We start from the raw sequence: 18,038 nt of genomic DNA, 5'->3' as shown, positions 1-18,038 counted from the left end.
CACACCGGGGTGTGCGGGGGCCGGACCGCCGGAGAGGGGGGTTGCTCAGTAGACGTGCACCCCGTAGGCGCTCAGCGCCTCGGTGACCGGCTGGAAGAAGGTCGTACCGCCGGAGGTGCAGTCGCCGCTGCCGCCCGAGGTCAGACCGTAGGCCGTCGTGCCGCCGTACAGCGGGCCGCCGGAGTCGCCGGGCTCGGCGCAGACGGTGGTCTGGATCAGGCCGGAGACGACGTCGCCGCCGCCGTAGTTGACCGTGGCGTTGAGCGCGGTGACCCGGCCGCTGTGCGTACCGGTGGTCGACCCGCGGCGGTAGACGGTCGTGCCCACGGAGGGCGTGGCCGCGCTGGTGATGTCCTGGCTGCCCACGGCACCCGACTTGGTCACCGAGCCATTGGTGTAGCGCACGATGCCGTAGTCGTTGCCGGGGAAGCTGGAGCCGGCCGTGGTGCCAAGCGTGGTGGAGTGGGACGAGTTCGACCACCAGGTGCCCGCGCCGTCGGTGCAGTGTCCGGCGGTCAGGAAGTAGTAGTTGCCGCTGGAGTCCTGGACGTTGAAGCCCAGCGAGCAGCGCCAGCTGTTGGCGTAGATGGCGTCGCCGCCGGAGATCAGCTTGTTGAACTTGCCCGGCGTGCGCTTGACGACGAGGGCGTCAGCGGTGGCGCCGGCCTGCTTCCTGATCTTGGCGATCTCGGCCTGGGACACCGTGCTGTCGACGGTGACGACGACGCGGTGGGTCGTGCCGTCCACCGCCCAGGCGGTACCGGGGATGTCGGCCTTCAGGACGGAGTCACTCGCCTTGGCGAGCTGGGTGGCGCTGAACGTGTGGGCATCACTGGCGTTCGCGGTGGGGGCGGCGAACGCGGCTGCGGCCAGGAAGCCGGTGGCCACGGCGGTCAGCCGGGTCCGTCTCGCCGTGCCGGCGCGGGGAGTGGTGCGCTTGATCCTCACGTTTCGTTCCCTCCAAGGGAAGTCGGGGGCCCGCGTGGGGTCGGGGCCCGTGAGGCGCAGCCAGGGGCCGACCGGAATACACATGCGCATGCCCCTGACAAGCGCTGGGGGGAGTATTCGGCCGAACGGCCGGTCGGCACAAGGGTGCCTTTCGGCCGTCGACCCGTCACCGGAAGGGAAACTGAGGCTAACTCAGGCGACGCTCCCCCGCCTCGACCGCCACCTCCAGCGTGTTGCCGGGCGCCGGGAAGGGGCAGATGAAGTGGTCCGCGAAGGCGCAGGGAGGGAGTTGGGCGCGGTTGAAATCGACGGTCGTGCGCCCCTCGGCGTCCGGGGCCGGCGGGAAGAGGAAGCGGAACCGGAAGCTCGTGTCACCGCTGGTGGCGTCGGCGAACACCGCCCACAGCCGCCCGTCCCCCTGCTGCGCGACCTTCAGGGTCCGCTCCTGTCCGGCCAGGGTGAAGGCGAGTTCCCCGGCGAGGTCGAACCCGCGCTCGCGGCCGTCGGCGTTGGCCAGCCGGACGGTGCGCGTGCCGTCGTACGGCGTGAACCGGCCCGGCACCGACCAGCGGGGGTCGTAGGGGCCGGCCTCGATGCCGCGGAAGGCCTGCCGGGCGGCGGAGCCGGGGTCGTAGACCCGCACTCCCCAGACCCCCTCGCGCACCAGCACCACCAGCCGCTTCCCGCCCAGCGCCACCCGCGCCCCGGCCTCCGGACCGCGGTCGGCGGACAGCCGTACCTCACCCGCGAAGGGCCGGCCGTCCACGGTCAGGCCGTCGGCCCCGGTGGCCGTCAGCACGACCCCGTCCTCGTCCGCCACCCAGTTCCCGGGAATGTCCGGAAGTCGCCCCTCCGGATAGTCCTCGACCCAGTGCGTCGCGGTCAGCGCGAGCGGCCCGTAGGGGTCCGCGACCCCCTCCACGCGCTGCTCGTGCCACTGCTTCCAGGCGTCGGACGCGTCCGTCGTCATGTCGTCGGTTCCTCTCCCCTGCGTTCCCGCAGGACTCTGTGTCCTCATGGAACTCCGCGCTCCCGGCCCCTGTGTCCTCACAGGACCTTCGCCAGAAAGCCCCGGGTCCGTTCCTCGCGCGGAGCGCCCAGCACCTGCTGAGGCGGCCCCTGCTCCACGATCCGTCCGTCGGCCATGAACACCACCGTGTCGGCGACCTCCCGGGCGAACGCGATCTCGTGCGTGACGACGATCATCGTCGTGCCCTGCGCCGCCAGGTCCCGGATGACGTCCAGGACCTCCCCGACCAGCTCGGGGTCGAGCGCGGACGTCGGCTCGTCGAACAGCAGCAGCTTCGGCTCCAGGGCGAGCGCCCGCGCGATGGCCACCCGCTGCTGCTGGCCACCGGACAGCTGCCGCGGGTAGGCGCCGGCCTTGTCCCCGAGTCCCACCCGTTCCAGCAGCCGGTGCGCGCGCTCCTCCACCGTCTTCCGGGGCCGCTTCAGCGCGGACACCGGCGCCTCGACGATGTTCTCCAGGACGGTGAGGTGCGGGAAGAGACCGAAGTTCTGGAAGACGAAGCCGATCCGGGTCCGCTGCCGGAGCACCTCGCGCTCGGGCAGCTCGCGCAGCTTGTCCCCCGCCCGCCGGTACCCCACCAGCGCGCCGTCCACGCTGATCTCGCCCCGGTCCGCCTTCTCCAGGTGGTTGATGGTGCGCAGCAGCGTGGACTTGCCGGAGCCGGACGGTCCGAACACCACGGTGACCTCGCCGGCGCGCACCTGGAGGTCGATGCCCCTGAGCACGTCGAGCGGACCGAAGCTCTTGTGCACCGACCGGATGTCGACCATGACACTCATCGCACGAGTTCCTTCGTCAGGGAGCCGCTCAGAAAGGCCAGCACCGCCCGTGCGGTCGCGTCGTTCTGGCGGAAGGCGGGACCGCCGGTGCGGGGGCGGGTGAACGCCCCGGCGGTACGGGTTTCGGTGTGCGGGCCGAGCGCGAACCGACGGGGGTGCGGGCGTCCGGCGCGGTCGAGGATCCGGCCGTCGCCGGGGTCGACCCGGAGCAGTCCGTCGGGGGTCTCGGCGGCCCCGTCGGCGTACAGCCCGCGCAGCAGGCTGTCGCGGGCGCGTCCCACGGTGGGCGCGGGCAGCCGGGCCTCCACCAGCGCCCGGGCCTCGACGGAGAAGCCCGGCACGGTGGGCCCGGCGGCACGGAACACGCCGTCCTCGGCGGTGACGGTCATGCCGGCCCCGACGAACCGGAGCAGTCCGGCCCGGGACAGCGCGAGCATCTGCCGCAGCCGGGGCCCGGGCGGCCCGGAGGCCAGACAGCTGAAGAAGCCGTGCCACCAGGGCCCGGTGTTCCCGAGCCGCACCAGCTGCCCGTAGACGGAGAGCAGCCCGAGGAAGACGCCCAGGTCCTGGCTGCGGGCGGGGTCGTGGCGGCGTGCGAGGTCGGCCTCGACGTAGCTCCTGAGCCCTTCCTGGAAGTCGTCGTGCGTGGCGTACCGCACCCCGTCCAGCGGGTGGTCGAGCGCGGCGAGGTCGAGCCGGTCGGCCGGGTCGGGCACGGCGGCGGCGATCAGCGCCCGGGTCTCGGCGGGGTCGTCCGCCGCCGCGTACTTCTCCTCGAAGTCGGCCCAGGCCATCGCCGTACGCCCGGGGTGGGCGGTGAACAGCCGGTGGTAGTGGGCGAAGCCCAGCTCCTTCTCGACCAGCGGCCAGACATCGCGCCGGAAGTCGAAGCCTCCCGGCCGGGCCAGCAGCGCCTCCACGTCCGCGGGGCCGAGGAAGCGGGGCAGCGGGGGCCGGTCGCCGGTCCAGTCGTAGCCGATCTTCGAGTGGTACGGCACTCCGCGCCGCGAACCGACGTACAGCACCGGTTCCCGCCCCGAGGGGACGTACACCTCCCCGTCGGGGCCTGCCTCGTAGCGCCCGCCGCGTCCCTCGGTGAGCAGCACCATCAGGTCGACGAAGGCCAGCCCGAAGCCGCGGACGAGGACGGGCTCGCCGGGCTCCAGCGAGGACAGGTCGCTGTCGGCGGTGAAGGCGGGCGGCAGGTGCACCAGGCCGTGTCTTCGGGCGTACGCGGCCAACGCGGCTTGCTCGGCGTCGAGTTCGGTCTCCTGGTGACCGAGGGCGAGGATCACCAGGTCGGCCGCGAGCGGGCGCGGGCGGCCCTCCAGCCAGACCTGCTGACGGCCCTCGCGCGGTCCGCCGACCCGCAGGGCGCGGTGCGGATGGTGGTGGACGGTGACGTTCGGGGGGAGGCCGGCGCAGGCCTGGTCGTACACCCAGCGCAGGTACCGGCCCTGGAGCCGCCGGTCGGGGAAGGTACGGCCGTCCAGCCCGGCCCACTCGTGCAGGGTGGGGCCCTCCCGCACCGGGCCGGCCATGGCCACCGTGTCGTCGGTGAACATGGTGACGTCCTCGGCCTGCGAGTTCATCCACAGCAGTGGCGACTGCGCCTGGCGCCAGATGCGTCCGCCGCCCGGCGGGTGGGGGTCGACCAGATGGATGTCGAGGCCCGGACCGGCGTACAGCTCGGGTGCGTTGGCGGCCAGGCGTTCGAGGATGCCGGTCCCCCGCGGCCCGGCTCCGACGATCACCAGCTGCTGCCTCATCGGACGGCCCCCGTGCCGCGCGCGTAGTGATTCTCCGCGTAGTACTGGCCGATGCCGAGCAGCGAGGTGACCACGGCGTACCAGAGGGTGGCGACCATCAGCAGCGGGATCACCTGGTAGGTGCGGTGGTAGACCAACTGGGCGGAGAACAGGAGGTCGTTGACGGCGATGACGCTGACGATCGAGGTGCCCTTGAGGGTGCCGATCAGCATGTTGCCGGCGGGCGGCACGATGGTGCGCATCGCCTGCGGCAGCACGATCCGCCACCAGCGCCGCCAGGGGCTCAGGCCGAGCGCCTGGGCGGCCTCGACCTGGGCGCGGTCGACGGAGAGGATGCCACCGCGGACGACCTCGGCGGCGTAGGCGGCCTCGTGCAGGGTGAGGCCGACGATCGCGACGGCGACCGGGCTGAGCAGGTCGACGGTCTTCACGCCGAGCACCTGCGGGTACAGCGCCCCGATGTTGAACCACAGCAGGAGCTGCACCAGGATCGGTATGGACCGGAACAGCCACACGTACCCCCACCCGACCGCGCGCAGCACGGGGTTGGCGGACAGCCGGAACGCGGCGAGCAGGGTGCCGAGGGCGAAGCCGAGGACCATCACCACGGCGGTCAGCCACAGGGTGAGCCACAGCCCGCGCAGGATGGAGTCCGAGGTGAAGTAGTCGGCGACGACGTCCCACTGGAACGCCTTGTTGCGCAGGACGGAGTTGACGGCGAGGCCGAGCAGGGCGAGGACGACGGCGGCCGCCGCCCACTGGCCGTACCGGCGCTGGGGGACGATCCGCGGGGCGTCCGCGGGCTGGGGGGTCCCCGATGCGGCGGGGACTGTGGCGAGGGTGTCGGATGACATGCGAAGGCTCCGTGACGCGGTGGTCGAACGGGTGGTGCCTTCACACGGACGCGCTCGGTGGCGCGCCACGGCCGAGCCCCTCAGCAGGGCCGTGCACCGAGAGTACGGGGGCGCTTCCGCCGGCTGTCAAGGCTGTCCGGACTGTGAGCCGTACGTCTCACGTCAGTTGACGCGGAACCGGATGCCTGTTCCACTTGGCCCATGCATCCACAGCAGTGGCTGGTCACCCGCTCCCACATCGACTTCGGTCGCGTGTGGTCCTCGTCCTGTTGAGCTGACCCCCTGCGCAGGCCTGCCCTCCGGGCGGCCGCATTCGCGTTCTCCCGCTTCTCCTTCGGCTGCTCACGCCGCCTTTCCCCGCCTTCACACGCGCACCCCTCCCCTCGCGCTCTGCACGCCTTCCGCTGCCAGGAGACCGCTACCCGATGCGTACGCACCTTTTGATACCTTTTGTCGCCATTACTTCGGCCACTCTGCTCCTCACCGCCTGCGGTTCCGGTGACACGGGCACCGCCTCGGTGGCGGCCGAGTCCGCGCAAGTACCCACCACGGACGTCGTCTCCGCCGTGCGGAAGGACGACGCCGTCGCGAAGCTGCTGCCCGCCGGCACCACCCGCCTCACCGTCGCGGTGAGCGTCGGCGGCACCCCGCCCGGCACCACCTACCTCTCCGACGGCAAGACCCTGACCGGCCAGGACGTCGACTTCACCAAGGCGGTCGCCCGGGTGCTCGGTGTCCGGCTGAAGGTGGAGCGGGCCGGCTTCGAGGCGATCCTGCCCGCCCTGGACAGCGGCAAGTACGACGTCGGGGCGAGCAACTTCGGCGTCACGGACGAGCGGCGGAAGACGATCGACTTCGTCACCTACATCAACGACGGCCAGGGCTTCGCCACCCGCGAGGACAGCAGGCTAGGGAAGATCACCGACCTGAAGCAGCTGTGCGGTCTGAACGTCGCGACCGGCGCCGGCACGACGTTCGAGGCCACGCTGGAGGAGAACAGACACCTGTGCGCCGACGCCGGCAAGAAGGCGTACCAGGTGCAGACGTACGCCGAGCAGAGCGCGATCTGGTCCTCGCTGCAACAGGGCCGCAGCGACGTCGTGATGTCCACGATCAACGGCCTGCGCTATGCCGTCGCCCACCAGCAGGGCCTGAAGTTCCTCAACGAGTACCACCGGCTCGACGTCGGTTTCGCCTTCAGGAAGGGCACGAAACTGGCGCCGGCCTTCCAGGCGGCGGTGAACGAACTGCTGTCCGACGGCACCTACGACCGGATTCTGAAGAAGTGGGGTACCACGGGTTCGGCGATCGAACGGTCGCGGATCAGCCCGCCGGAACCGAAGAACTGAAGTCAGCAGCCGTCGCAGGGGCAGCAGCAGTCGCAGCCGTCGCAGCCACCGGGGCAGGAACAGTCGCACCACTGGCAGCAGCCGTTGCGCTTCTTGCGGGACCATGGGCCCTCGTACTCTTCCGCGCAGCACATCCGGCAACTGCAGAACAGCGCGAAGAACATCCCGCAGCCCGCCCGGAAACCGCGCCGGCCCTTGGCGGCGGGCTCGGGCGGCGGCCCGAAACCGCCCCCGCCGAACCCGCCGCCGCCCCCGCCGTAGCCCCCGGTCCCGCCGGGAAAACCGCCGCCGGCATACGGATTGCCCGCGGCGGGCACACCCGCGCCCTGCGGCCCGCCCCCGTACGGTCCCTGCGCGTGCCCGCCCCCGTACGGCCCCTGCGGCGCCCCACCGCCGTACGGTCCGTGCCGGTGGGCCGCGCACACCGGTGCCGTGCCGAAGGCGCGGTCCACCGAGCGGCGCAGCTCGTGGACGAGGAGGAGGTGGACGAGCCCGCCGTCGCGGAACTCGGCCTCCTGCAGGGCCAGCCGGATGCCGTGCAGGGCGTCGTCGGCGAGCCGGCGGGCCTCGGTGAGCGGCGTGCCGGTGGCGGTGAGGGGGTTCCAGGCACCCGACAGGGCGTCAGCCCGCCGGTCCTCCACGGCGTCCAGCAGATGCGCGAGCCGGCCGAAGAGCCGGCCCGCCTCCGCCAGGGGTGCCGCGTTGCCGGGCCGTCCGGCCAGCACCGCGGTGTGCGCGAAGGCCGCCGCGGTCGCGGTCTCGGTCGGCTCGGTGACCGTGAGGACCGGGGTGCCGGGCCCGGCCAGGGTCTCGACGCCGAGCTGCCGGTCGACGGCGTCGACCAGGACGCCGGTGTCGAACCCGACCGCGGCCCCGCCGTACTCCCCCGCCCGGCCCCAGCCCGCGGCGACCCGGCGCGCGGCGGCGGCGACCGGCCTGCGGGCCAGCAGCCCGTCACGGTCGGCGACATGGTCGCGCACCTTCGCGGCGGCGAGCACCAGGGAGACGGCGGCGGCGAGCCGCGCGCCCTCGCCCTGGGCGACGGACGCCGTCCGCATGCCACGCAGCGCACACGGCCCTGCGGTGCGACGCCCGCTGCTCACCGGACCGGTCTGAGCCTCTGTCAGAACTGATATGAGAAGACCGTCATAGTTCGTCACGACCCGCGCGAACTGACCGTGGTCGCGGCGCAGGGCGAGACAGAGCCCGCACAAGTGCGCCATCCACTCGGCCTTGAGACTCTCCCCGAGCCGGTGAGAGCAGGGCCTGACGATCCCGAACACGACATCCCCCGTACTGTGATACGACGTTGGCGTTCACCCGTACGCACCGTGCATCACCCGTCCGCCGCAGACAATCATATTTCACTCTCAGTCAGCACCCGTATGAGTCGCGGCCCTTGGGGCACAAGGACTCTCGACGGATCGGCTGTGCACCAGTACCGTCACAAACCCCCCGCGCGGCGTCTGTCCACTTGGCGAGGCGTCCGCATCATGGATGACCATAGGGATGCGGAAAGCAAGAGAGACCGCTGTGAGAGGAGGCGTCCATGGGATCGGTACGCAAGGCGAGTGCGTGGCTCGGCCTCGTCGACGACAACGATGACGAGCGCTACTACGACGACGACTACTCCGAGGGCACCGAGTCCGGGCACGCCTGGGTCACCGACCCGCGGGTGAAGGTGGCCACGGACACGGCCGAGGAGAAGGGCCGCCGGATCGGCACGGTCACCCCGGACAGCTTCCGGGACGCCCGCGCCATCGGCGAACTGTTCCGGGACGGCGTCCCGGTCATCATGAACCTCACCAACATGGAGCCCGGCGACGCCAAGCGGGTCGTGGACTTCGCCGCGGGGCTCATCTTCGGTCTGCGCGGCTCGATCGACCGGGTCTCCAACCGTGTGTTCCTGCTCACCCCGGCCGACACGGAGATCATCAGCGGCGAGGCGTCCGCCCACCGCTCGGACGGCTTCTTCAACCAGAGCTGAGGCAGGGCCGCCGCACCGGCCCCGCCTCCCGCCCGGCTCACCGGAAGGCGTCGAGCCCGGTGAGCGCCTTGCCCAGCACGAGCTGGTGCATCTCGACGGTGCCCTCGTAGGTGAGCACCGATTCCAGGTTGGTCGCGTGCCGCATCACCGGGTATTCCAGGGAGATCCCGTTGGCACCGAGGATCGTCCGCGCCGTACGGCAGATCTCGATGGCCTCGCGGACGTTGTTGAGCTTGCCGAAGCTGACCTGCTCGGGGCGCAGCCGGCCGGCGTCCATCCGCCGCCCCAGATGGTGGGCGAGCAGGATCCCCTTGTGCAGTTCCACCGCCATGTCGGCGAGCTTGGCCTGGGTGAGCTGGAAGCCGCCGATGGGCCGCCCGAACTGCTCCCGTGACTTCGCGTAGTCGAGGGCCGCCTCGAAGCTGCTGCGCGCGGCGCCCATCGCGCCCCAGACGATGCCGTACCGGGCGTGCGAGAGGCAGGCGAGCGGTCCGCGCAGCCCGGTGACCTCCGGCAGCACGGCCGTGGCGGGCAGGCGTACGTCGTCCAGGACGAGTTCGCTGGTGACGGAGGCCCGCAGGGACCACTTGTGCTTGATCTCCGGCGCGGAGAACCCGGGGCTGTCGGCGGGGACGACGAAACCGCGGATGCCCTCCTCGGTCTGCGCCCAGACGACGGCCACCCCGGCGACCGAGCCGTTGGTGATCCACATCTTGCGGCCGTTCAGCACCCAGTCGTCACCGTCGCGCTTGGCGTGGGTGCGCATGGAGGCCGGGTCGGAACCGTGGTCGGGTTCGGTCAGCCCGAAGCAGCCGATCACCTCGCCGGCCGCCATGCGCGGCAGCCACTGCTGCTTCTGCTCCTCGCTGCCGAACCGGTGGACGGCGTACATCGCGAGGGAGCCCTGCACGGAGACCAGCGAGCGGATGCCCGAGTCGGCCGCCTCCAGCTCAAGGCAGGCCAGACCGTACTGCACCGCGCTCGCGCCCGCGCAGCCGTACCCGGTGAGGGACATGCCGAGCGCGCCGATCGACCCCAGTTCGCGGGCGAGCTCCCGGATCCCGGGCAGCTCGCCCTTCTCGTACCAGTCGGCGACGTACGGCAGCACGCGGTCGGCCGCCCAGGCGCGGACGGTGTCCCGGACGGCCCGGTCCTCCGGCTCCAGCAGGTCGTCGATCCCCAGCGGGTCGGCGGCATCGAACGGGGGCAGCTTCGCGGACGCGGACATGGAACACCCTCCGGACACGGGACATCGGCAAAACTAGCAGCGCTAGTTACGGCTCTCGGGCCGACGTTACGGTGCAGTGTCCCGCACGTCCAGAGGAGGTCAGGCGCTGACCCGCGGCTTCCGGGCCCCCGCCTCCGCCTCCCGCGGCGTCGGCACCCCGACCTCGGCCCGCTCCTCGTCACCGGCCGGCTCCTCACCGGCCCGCCCCGCGGCGCCGGTCTGTTCGTCGGTGCCGGTCTGCGCCTCGGTGCCGGTCTGCTCCTCGGTGCCGGAGTGCGCCTCACCGCACTGCATGACCCGCGGCAGCCGCAGTGCCATCACCGCGCCCAGCAGCAACAGACCCGCGCTCACCAGCAGGGTCAGGTGCAGCCCGTGCACGAAGGAGTCCCGCGCCGCCCGGCGCAGCGCGGCCCCGGCGGTGCCGCCGAGCCGGCCGGCGACCTCGTAGGCCTCGCCGAGCGAGTGGCCCGCCGCGTCCGACGCGCGCCGCGGCACGCCCGGCACCGCGCGCAGCCCCGGTGTGTAGGCCGCGTTCATCACGCTGCCCAGCAGCGCGATGCCGATGCCGGCGCCGAGCTGGTACGAGGTCTCGCCGATGGCCGCCGCGCCGCCGGACTGGTCGGCCGGGGCCTCGCTGAGCATCGACTCGTACGCCCCGAAGAGCGTGGTCTCCAGGCCGAAGCCGAGCAGCACGAAACCGGCCAGCAGCAGCGCCGGGTCGTCGGTGCCGCCCATCGCCGTCAGCGTCAGCACCGCCGCGGCCGTCAGACAGAAGCCGAAGCTCACCATCCGGCGCGGCCCGAAGCGGCGCAGCATGCGCGCGCCCGCGAGGCCCGCCGCCATGGCCGCCACGGTCAGCGGCAGCAGCCGGAGACCGGTCTGGAGCGGGGACAGCCCGAGGACCAGCTGGAGGTACTGGGCGGCGATCAGCTCCAGGCCGACCAGCGCGAGCATGGCCAGCACGATGCAGCCCACCGAGGTGCTGAACGCGGGCCGCCGGAACATCCGCAGGTCCACCAGTGGGTGCGGGAGCCGGCGCTGGCGCCGTACGAAGAGGAAGAGGAGGGCGCCGCCGATCAGCAGCGGCAGCAGGGTGAAGGGGCTCGCCGCCTCCTCCCCGCCGCCGAGCCGCTTCACACCGAGGACCACGCCGAAGAGCCCGACCGCCGCCATCAGCGCGCCGGTCACGTCCCAGGGGCCGTCGCCCCCGCCCCGGGACTCGGGCAGCAGGGCCCGGCCCACGGGGAGGCTGACCAGCATCAGCGGGATGTTGACCAGGAAGACCGCACCCCACCAGAAGTGCTCCAGCAGGAAGCCGCCCAGCAGTGGTCCGACGGCCGCGCCGACCGCGGCGACCGCGCTCCAGATGCCGATGGCGAGGGCGCGCTCGCGCCGGTCGGGGAAGACCTGGCGCAGGAGCGACAGGGTGGCGGGCATGATCATCGCGCCGCCGACGCCGAGCAGCGCGCGGGCCAGGATGAGCGTCTCGGCGGTCTGCGCGAAGGCGGCCACGGCGGAGGCGACGCCGAAGAGGCCGTAGCCGAGCAGCAGCACGCGTCTGCGGCCGACCCGGTCGCCGAGGGTGCCGAAGAGGATCAGCAGCGAGGCGCAGACCAGCGGATAGACGTCGACGATCCAGAGCAGCTCGATGGCGCCGGGCCGGAGGTCCTCGGTGACGGCGGGGACCGCCACGTGCAGCACGGTCGCGTCGAGCGCGACGAGCAGCAGGCTGACGCAGAGGACGACGAGGACGACCCAGCGGTTGGCACCGGCCCCGGGCGTCCGACGGCGCGGCCGTACGGCAGCCGTGGTCGTCCCGGACATGTACGTACCTCCCAGATGATCCCTCGCGTGGGGCGGACCGACGGGGTGGGGACTCCCTGTCGTACGGCCGGAGAGGAGCGGTGTCTCCGGCCCGCGCGAACCCTCGCGGGTGACTCGCCAGCGTACGCGAGTTCACCGCGGGGGCACGTGGCGGACCTCTCACACGCACCACGGAACCCATGTGGCGTACGCCACGTGATCACCTCTTGACCGGGCCCCGGCGACGGGTCCGGTGAGGCGAGCGGTCGATAATCGAGCCCGTGACCGATCTTGACACGCGCGTGGCCCGGCCCCACGCCCCTCTGCTGCGCCGGGCGGCCCCGGCCCTCCTGGGCTATGCCGCGGTCCGCGCCCTGGGGCTGCTGGTGCTGGTGGTGTGGAGCGCCGCGCGCGGCAAGAGCGCGTACACCTTGCTGACCGCCCGCTGGGACTCGCTGTGGTACACGCGGGTCGCCGAGCTGGGCTACGGCTACCAGGTGCGGCTGCCGAACGGGGACGTCCACTCCAACCTGGCGTTCTTCCCGCTGCTGCCGTGGCTGGAGCGGCTGGGACACGCGGTCGCCCCGCTGTCGTACGCGGACGCCGGGTTCGTGGTGAGCCTGCTGGCCTCGCTCGCCGCGGCGGCGGGGATCTTCGCGGTCGCGGACCGGGTGTACGGGCCCCGGGTCGGGGTCTGTGCCGTGCTGCTGTGGGCGGTGCTGCCGGTCGGGGTGGTGCAGTCGATGGCGTACAGCGAGTCACTGTTCACGGCGCTGGCGGCCTGGTCGCTGTACGCGGTGCTGACCGGGCGGTGGCTGAGCGCGGGCGCGCTGGCGGCGCTGGCGGGGCTGACCCGGCCGGTGGGGGTGGCGGTGGTCGCCGCGGTGTGGACGGCGGCCGTGGTCTCGTTCGGGCGAGAGCGCGGCACGCGGCACACGCCGGGCGCGCACCACGACGAACACACCCCCGACGCACGCTCCGCTCCCCACGGCCCCGCCCCCGGCGCCCACGCTGACACGCACGCCCCCTCGTCCGGCGCGCACCCCCACTCCCGTACGCCCGCGCCCGGCGCACTCGTCTCCCCGCGGGCTCCCGTGCCTGCCCCCGGCGCGTCGGTCATCCCGCGCGCCCCCCTCTGGCGGCGCGCGCTGGGCATGCTGATCGCCCCGCTCGGTGCCGCCGGTTACGTCCTCTGGGTCGGCCACCGCACCGGGACGGGCCCGCTCGGCTATCTGGACGTCCAGGCCGGATGGCGCAACGGCTTCGACGGCGGCTACGCCTTCGCCCGCTTCGTGGGCGACAAGTTCACGTCATTTCCGTCCGCCCTCGCGGGCCTGGGCCTGGGCATCGGGGTCGCCCTGCTGATCTGGCTGTACGTCACCGGCGTCCGCGGGCGCCAGCCGGTCGCCCTGCTGGTGTACACGGGCGTCGTGCTCGCGCTCGCCCTGTGCGCCTCCAGCTACTTCGGCTCCAAGCCGCGGCTGCTGATGCCGGCCTTCCCGGTGCTGCTGCCGCTCGCCGGTGCCCTGGCCCGGCTGCGCGTCCCCCGATCGGCCCTGGTCCTCGCCGGGTTGGCGGTGGCGGCGGCGGTCTACGGAGCCTTCTGGCTGAACGGCTCCGGTCCGCCATGATCGGCCGACCCGCACGATGACGCCCCGGAAAATTCCGCACCAGGGCCGGGTTAACGCATTGATAAGCGCGATATAAACAACACCCGGAACGATCAAAGGAATTGGCCCGAACGGTCTCACCGGATTGCGGAATCCTCTGAATTCGGGCCGCCCTTGAGAGGTTTCCCACATCACATCGTCATCACAAAGCCCCTGTTTCGACCGGGAACACCGCTCACTCGCTGTAACGTCGATTGGGTGCGTACCGAACGAAACCTCACCCGGCGTCTGGACCGGGTGTTCGCCAGACTGGACCGTGAGCCGGAACGACCGGCCCACATCGACGTGCCGAGGATGAGCCGGCACCGGGTCGTTCTGTTCTCCGCGACCCTGGCTTTCTACCTGGCGATCGTGTGGGCCGTGGTGACGACCTCGTGGCTGGTCCGGCTGGACTGGCAGGTCATGTTCTTCCGGCCGTACCAGCAGTGGCCCGAGATCCACGCGTTCCTCGACTACTACGTGGTGCTCGGCCAGCGCGGCCCCACCGCCGTGATGGTCGCGGCCTGGCTCGGCTGGCGCTCCTGGCGGCAGCACACCCTGCGTCCGCTGCTCACCCTGGCCACCTCGCTGCTGCTGCTGAACATCACGGTCGGCGCCGCCAAGCTCGGCATGGGGCGGCTCGGACCGCACTACGCCACCGTGATCGGCTCGAACGAGATGGGCCTGGGCGGCGATATATTCCCCAGCGGCCACACCGCCAACGCGGTGGTGACCTGGGGAATCCTGGCGTATCTGGCCTCCACCCCGAGAGCGCGCCGCTGGCTGTCGGCCCTCTCCGCGGTCACCTCGCTCGGTGTCGGCCTCACCACCGTCTACCTCGGTACGCACTGGCTGAGCGACGTGCTGCTGGGCTGGGCCGCGGGCCTGCTGATCCTGCTCGCCCTGCCCTGGTTCGAGCCGCTGATCGCCAGGGCCGAGCTCGTCCTCTTCGACCTGCGCGACCGCTGGCGCGCGCGTCGCGGCCGGCCCGCGACCGAGCCGGCCGTCCCGGCCACCCCGGTCGTGCTCACCGCGCGCAGCGCGCCGGCCGAACCGGCGGTGGCGGCCCGTGAGCCGGTCTCCCCGACCCGGAGTTCCCGGGGTCTGGCGCACCTGGCGCCCGGACCGCACACGACCCGTTCGGAGCGCACCCCGGTCACCCCGGCGGGCAGCCGCCGCCCGCCGCACGCCGACCGGCTCCCGCACACCGAACGGCTCCCGCGCGGCACCTCCCAGCCGGCCCGCCCCCTGACCGGCGGCTGACGGCGGCACAGGACAAGGGGGTCCCGGTACGCACCACCACCCCCGCGCACGACGGAAGGCCCCGCTCCCACAAGAGGAGCGGGGCCTTCCGTCGTCCACGCGCCCGGACCGCGCCGGCGGTCAGCCTTTCCAGCAGCGGGACACCCTGCCGTCCCGCACCTCGAAGTTCAGCCGCCCGGCCCGGTACTCCATGGTGATGATCGCGCCCGGCGGCAGCGACCGTACCGTCGACCAGCCGCGCTCCCGAGCGAGCCGCTCGGCGTGCACGGCGTCGAGGCCGACGTACCCGTCCGGACTGTCCTGGGGCTCCGCTGGCGGAGTGGGAATCGGTGCCATGCGGCCACGCTAGTCCCGCAGGTCCGGGGAGGAGAAGCGCCCGCCCCCGTCACACTTCTGTCACAGCCTGCGGAGCCGCGTTTTACTCGGACTCCGTCACACGTACGGGGGTTTCCGTTCGGCCCGCCAGGGTAATCGAACAGAATTCACGCGTGCCGGGAAGCCGCACGGAATTGCGCGGCGGAAAGTGCCGCAGCGGGGATCGGGGCGGCCCCCGGGACGCGATTCCCGCACAATCCTCCGGTACGCCACGGCAGCTGACGCCACATAGGAATTTCACGGATTCAGCACACAACCACCGGACGCCCGCCGCCGGAGCGCACGCCCGGCGGACATCAGGAGGCGGGGGCGGCGGCGGGCGCGGCGCGACCGGGGCGGCCGGGTGGTGCGGACCGGCTCACCACCGCCGACCACAGCGAGATCGGCCGTCTCCGGCTGATCACGGCGTTCGGTTTCCTCACGTCCGGGACGCTGACGGCCGCCGCCCGCGTCGGGGCGGCGGCCGTCGGCCGCGGTGGTGCCGGGCTCAGAGCGCGAGACGCTGGCCGGGCACGATCAGGTTCGGGTCGTCGCCGATGACGGCCTTGTTGGCGGCGTAGATCCGCTGCCAGGTGGTCCCGTGCCGGGCGGCGATGATGCTCAGGGTGTCGCCCTCGCGGACGGTGTAGTCACCGCGGGAGGTGCCGCGGGACGTGGGGGCCGCGGTGCGTTCCGGCGTCGTCGCCGGGGCGGGCTCGACCGGCGCGGACTTCGCCGGGGCGGACCTCGTCGTCGCGCCGCCGCCGGAGGCCGCCTGTCCGGAGGAGCCGGTGCGGGCCGCGGCCGGAGCGGCTCCGGAGGCTCCGGCCCGGGCCGAACAGACCGGCCAGGCGCCCCAGCCCTGGGCCTGCTGGACCTTGGTGGCGACGGCGATCTGTGCGCTTCTGGAGGCCTGGTCGGCCGTCGGGGCGTAGGCGGAGCCGCCGTACGCGCGCCAGGTCGAGGCGGAGAACTGGAGTCCGCCGTAGTAGCCGTTGCCGGTGTTGATCTGCCAGTTGCCGCCGCTCTCGCACTGGGCGATGCGGTCCCACACTCCGTTGTCCGCCGCGGCGGCGTTGCCGGTCGCGGCCAGCAGTCCCAGCGGGGCCAGCAGGGCGGCTCCGGCGAGTGCGGCCGTCGTACGGCCCTTGCGGGGTCCGTCGGGACGGGTGCTCGCGGGACGGGCGGTGTCGCGGGTGGTATCGGCACAGTCGGACATGTGGTTCCCTCTCCACGAACCCGGGGTCCCCCAAGGCGGAGCGCGTCTCGCCGCGTAGGACCGCGGTTCCTCGCGCCCGCCCCGTCCACCGTGACCGGAGTCGGCGATGCGGCTCTGCCTGTGCCGGCCGGCGGACGTACCCGAGCGGTGCTCGTTGCACACGGCGGAGGAATGTAGGGAGGGGGAGCGGCCCGGATCAACCAACTCACCGTCCTGCCAGGCCAGTTGCGCGTTACCGGCGGTATCGGCGATTTCAGGACACCCACTACATACGCTGATTTCCTGATTTGTCAGTCACTTGTCAACGTGATCTGTGACCCACTTCACCCCTTCAAGTTCCTTGACTGCGCGCGACGTTGACGGTGTGCGACCAAATCCTCACCCAAGGTGACCGGATGTGGTGGCCGATGAGAACCGGTCGGCACCGGGGCGTGACTCCCACCACAGGACGCCCGTTGTCTTCTTCATGAGCCCGGAACCCCGGGGCTCATCGGCCGGGAGCCACCCGGCCGACCCCAGCACCGCATCCCGAGGGAGCCACCCGTGCCGCGCATGCTCGACGTCAGCGACGCCGTACGCGCCGAGATCGGCGACGAAGAAGCCGACCGGCTGCTCGCCGGAGAGAACGCCCCGGGCAGTTACGACTGCACGTCCTGTCGCACCCCGGGCGACTCCGAGCAGGAGCGCACCAGCACCGTTCTGTTCGTCGGCGACGAGACCGCCGTCCTCGCCTTCGCCCACGCCAGCTGTCTGCCCTCGCAGGTCGTCCAGGTGACGGAGGAGCAGTTGCAGGGCGCCGTCCGGTCCATCGGCGGTGCCGGCGGCGACCTGCCCCAGGGCGAGCCGCAGAAGGCCGTGCCCGAGCAGGCGGTGCTCGGAGTGACCAGCGGACTCGTCCTGCTCGACAACGAGTTGCACCCCGCGCTCGTCGTCGAGCCGACCTCGCCGATCGTCCGTCCGGGCACCACCGGGACCGGCGACGACTTCCTGCCGCTTCTCATCGAGCAGGGCTTCATGCCGGTGACCGAGCTGGCGTCCGTCCCGCCGGTGCTGCACGGCTGGTCCGTCCTGCTGGCCGTGGGCCAGCTGCACGCGGTGCTGCAGCCGTCCGCCGCCGGGGGCCAGCCGGTGGCCTGGTGGCAGGCGCACCAGCCGCTCCAGGTGACGGACAGCTGGCGGGCCGCGGCCAACAAGCACCAGCAGGTGCTGCTGTTCGCGGCACCGGTGGGGTCCATCGGGCGTCAGCCGCGGGAGGACCTGCTGCGGGACGCGCTGGACAAGGCCGCGGCGGGCGGCAAGCTGGTCGCCGCGGCGCTTCCCCTCGCCGGCACCTGAGCCCCGGTGAGCCCGCCGACCGCATCTCTTTGGAGGTCCGGTCGTTTGGACATACGTGCACGCATACGACACTTCTCCCCGCCGGTCCTTCTCGTCCGTGCCGTCCGCCCGGACGGCGCACGAGCCGTCCGGCGGGCCGTCGGCCACGCCGATCTACGACGCGCTCTACGCGGAGTGGGTCAAGACCTTCCGCACCCTGCCGGGTGACCGCAGCGGCGAGGAGGACCTGGGGTTCAGCGCGTTCGGGGACCTCCCGGACGGCTCGGGCACGTACGGCGGCCACCGGCCGGGGTCGTTCAGCAGCTCGTACAGCGCCTACAGCGCGGGGGCCTACAGCGCCCGGCAGCAGTCGCAGTGGCAGCGCGTCGGCACCATCGCGGCCGCCCTGCCGCCGGGACCGCGCCGCGGCGCGTGACCCACGAACGCCTCAGGGCGGCCCTGGAGCTCCAGGGCCGCCCTGAGGTGTCGTAC

General features: G+C 72.5%; 16 protein-coding genes. 6 read left to right on the top strand and 10 right to left on the bottom strand.

Features of this window, described 5'->3' with window-relative positions; all coding sequences use genetic code 11:
• Nucleotides 1-45: 45 nt before the first annotated feature.
• The 5 genes from ACZ7N4_RS31520 to ACZ7N4_RS31500 form a co-directional block, all read right to left on the bottom strand.
• Nucleotides 46-948 (bottom strand): S1 family peptidase, encoded by a 903-nt coding sequence (locus ACZ7N4_RS31520; protein ID WP_471365018.1) that lies wholly within the window; start codon nucleotides 946-948, stop codon nucleotides 46-48.
• Nucleotides 949-1,135: 187 nt separating this feature from the next.
• Nucleotides 1,136-1,918, bottom strand: coding sequence for a DUF1684 domain-containing protein (locus tag ACZ7N4_RS31515; RefSeq protein ID WP_471365013.1), 783 nt, complete (start codon nucleotides 1,916-1,918; stop codon nucleotides 1,136-1,138).
• Nucleotides 1,919-1,995: 77 nt separating this feature from the next.
• Nucleotides 1,996-2,757 (bottom strand): amino acid ABC transporter ATP-binding protein, encoded by a 762-nt coding sequence (locus ACZ7N4_RS31510; protein ID WP_471365010.1) that lies wholly within the window; start codon nucleotides 2,755-2,757, stop codon nucleotides 1,996-1,998.
• Nucleotides 2,754-4,526: an FAD/NAD(P)-binding protein gene (locus tag ACZ7N4_RS31505; protein WP_471365004.1), complete on the bottom strand. Its 1,773-nt coding sequence runs from the start codon at nucleotides 4,524-4,526 to the stop codon at nucleotides 2,754-2,756. Before ACZ7N4_RS31505 ends, ACZ7N4_RS31510 begins: the two co-directional genes overlap by 4 nt.
• Complete coding sequence (locus ACZ7N4_RS31500; RefSeq protein WP_471365001.1) at nucleotides 4,523-5,380, bottom strand: amino acid ABC transporter permease; 858 nt, start codon at nucleotides 5,378-5,380, stop codon at nucleotides 4,523-4,525. Before ACZ7N4_RS31500 ends, ACZ7N4_RS31505 begins: the two co-directional genes overlap by 4 nt.
• Before the next feature lie 425 nt (nucleotides 5,381-5,805).
• Between ACZ7N4_RS31500 and ACZ7N4_RS31495 the strand changes: the two genes are divergently transcribed.
• Nucleotides 5,806-6,729, top strand: coding sequence for an ABC transporter substrate-binding protein (locus ACZ7N4_RS31495; protein ID WP_471364996.1), 924 nt, complete (start codon nucleotides 5,806-5,808; stop codon nucleotides 6,727-6,729).
• 2 nt (nucleotides 6,730-6,731) lie between these two features.
• Here ACZ7N4_RS31495 and ACZ7N4_RS31490 read toward each other — a convergent pair whose 3' ends face one another.
• Nucleotides 6,732-8,012 carry a DUF5685 family protein gene (locus ACZ7N4_RS31490; protein ID WP_471364993.1) on the bottom strand — a complete coding sequence of 427 codons (1,281 nt, stop codon included), beginning with the start codon at nucleotides 8,010-8,012 and terminating at the stop codon, nucleotides 6,732-6,734.
• A 266-nt stretch (nucleotides 8,013-8,278) separates the two neighbouring features.
• Between ACZ7N4_RS31490 and ACZ7N4_RS31485 the strand changes: the two genes are divergently transcribed.
• On the top strand, nucleotides 8,279-8,716 hold the full coding sequence (locus tag ACZ7N4_RS31485) for a cell division protein SepF (protein WP_356149022.1): 438 nt from the start codon (nucleotides 8,279-8,281) through the stop codon (nucleotides 8,714-8,716).
• Between the two features lie 37 nt (nucleotides 8,717-8,753).
• On the opposite strand, the gene ACZ7N4_RS31480 is transcribed toward ACZ7N4_RS31485, so the two are convergent.
• Nucleotides 8,754-9,944: an acyl-CoA dehydrogenase family protein gene (locus tag ACZ7N4_RS31480; RefSeq protein ID WP_471364989.1), complete on the bottom strand. Its 1,191-nt coding sequence runs from the start codon at nucleotides 9,942-9,944 to the stop codon at nucleotides 8,754-8,756.
• Nucleotides 9,945-10,043: 99 nt separating this feature from the next.
• On the bottom strand, nucleotides 10,044-11,768 hold the full coding sequence (locus ACZ7N4_RS31475) for an MFS transporter (protein ID WP_471364986.1): 1,725 nt from the start codon (nucleotides 11,766-11,768) through the stop codon (nucleotides 10,044-10,046).
• Between the two features lie 260 nt (nucleotides 11,769-12,028).
• On the opposite strand from ACZ7N4_RS31475, the gene ACZ7N4_RS31470 reads away from it, so the two are divergent.
• Together ACZ7N4_RS31470 and ACZ7N4_RS31465 are read left to right on the top strand one after the other, a co-directional pair.
• Nucleotides 12,029-13,378, top strand: coding sequence for a glycosyltransferase family 39 protein (locus ACZ7N4_RS31470; RefSeq protein ID WP_471364983.1), 1,350 nt, complete (start codon nucleotides 12,029-12,031; stop codon nucleotides 13,376-13,378).
• A gap of 237 nt (nucleotides 13,379-13,615) precedes the next feature.
• A complete protein-coding gene (locus ACZ7N4_RS31465) occupies nucleotides 13,616-14,659 on the top strand; it encodes a phosphatase PAP2 family protein (RefSeq protein ID WP_471364980.1) in 1,044 nt (347 codons plus the stop codon).
• A gap of 120 nt (nucleotides 14,660-14,779) precedes the next feature.
• Here the strand turns inward: ACZ7N4_RS31465 and ACZ7N4_RS31460 are convergent, their stop codons facing one another.
• Both ACZ7N4_RS31460 and ACZ7N4_RS31455 read right to left on the bottom strand, forming a co-directional pair.
• The gene (locus tag ACZ7N4_RS31460; RefSeq protein ID WP_189299971.1) at nucleotides 14,780-14,995 is read right to left on the bottom strand and encodes an I78 family peptidase inhibitor; all 216 of its coding nucleotides are present in this window, start codon (nucleotides 14,993-14,995) and stop codon (nucleotides 14,780-14,782) included.
• A gap of 526 nt (nucleotides 14,996-15,521) precedes the next feature.
• Complete coding sequence (locus ACZ7N4_RS31455) at nucleotides 15,522-16,232, bottom strand: LysM peptidoglycan-binding domain-containing protein (RefSeq protein WP_471364975.1); 711 nt, start codon at nucleotides 16,230-16,232, stop codon at nucleotides 15,522-15,524.
• A gap of 543 nt (nucleotides 16,233-16,775) precedes the next feature.
• Here ACZ7N4_RS31455 and ACZ7N4_RS31450 point away from each other — a divergent pair.
• Together ACZ7N4_RS31450 and ACZ7N4_RS31445 are read left to right on the top strand one after the other, a co-directional pair.
• Nucleotides 16,776-17,567, top strand: a complete 792-nt coding sequence (locus tag ACZ7N4_RS31450) for a hypothetical protein (protein ID WP_471364972.1) — start codon at nucleotides 16,776-16,778, stop codon at nucleotides 17,565-17,567.
• Nucleotides 17,568-17,622: 55 nt separating this feature from the next.
• A complete protein-coding gene (locus ACZ7N4_RS31445; protein ID WP_471364968.1) occupies nucleotides 17,623-17,982 on the top strand; it encodes a hypothetical protein in 360 nt (119 codons plus the stop codon).
• The last annotated feature ends 56 nt before the right edge of the window (nucleotides 17,983-18,038 follow it).

Source organism: Streptomyces sp. NPDC107654, assembly GCF_055639035.1.
The sequence above is the reverse complement of the archived record's forward strand: the minus strand, read 5'-3'. Positions and strand labels throughout refer to the sequence as shown.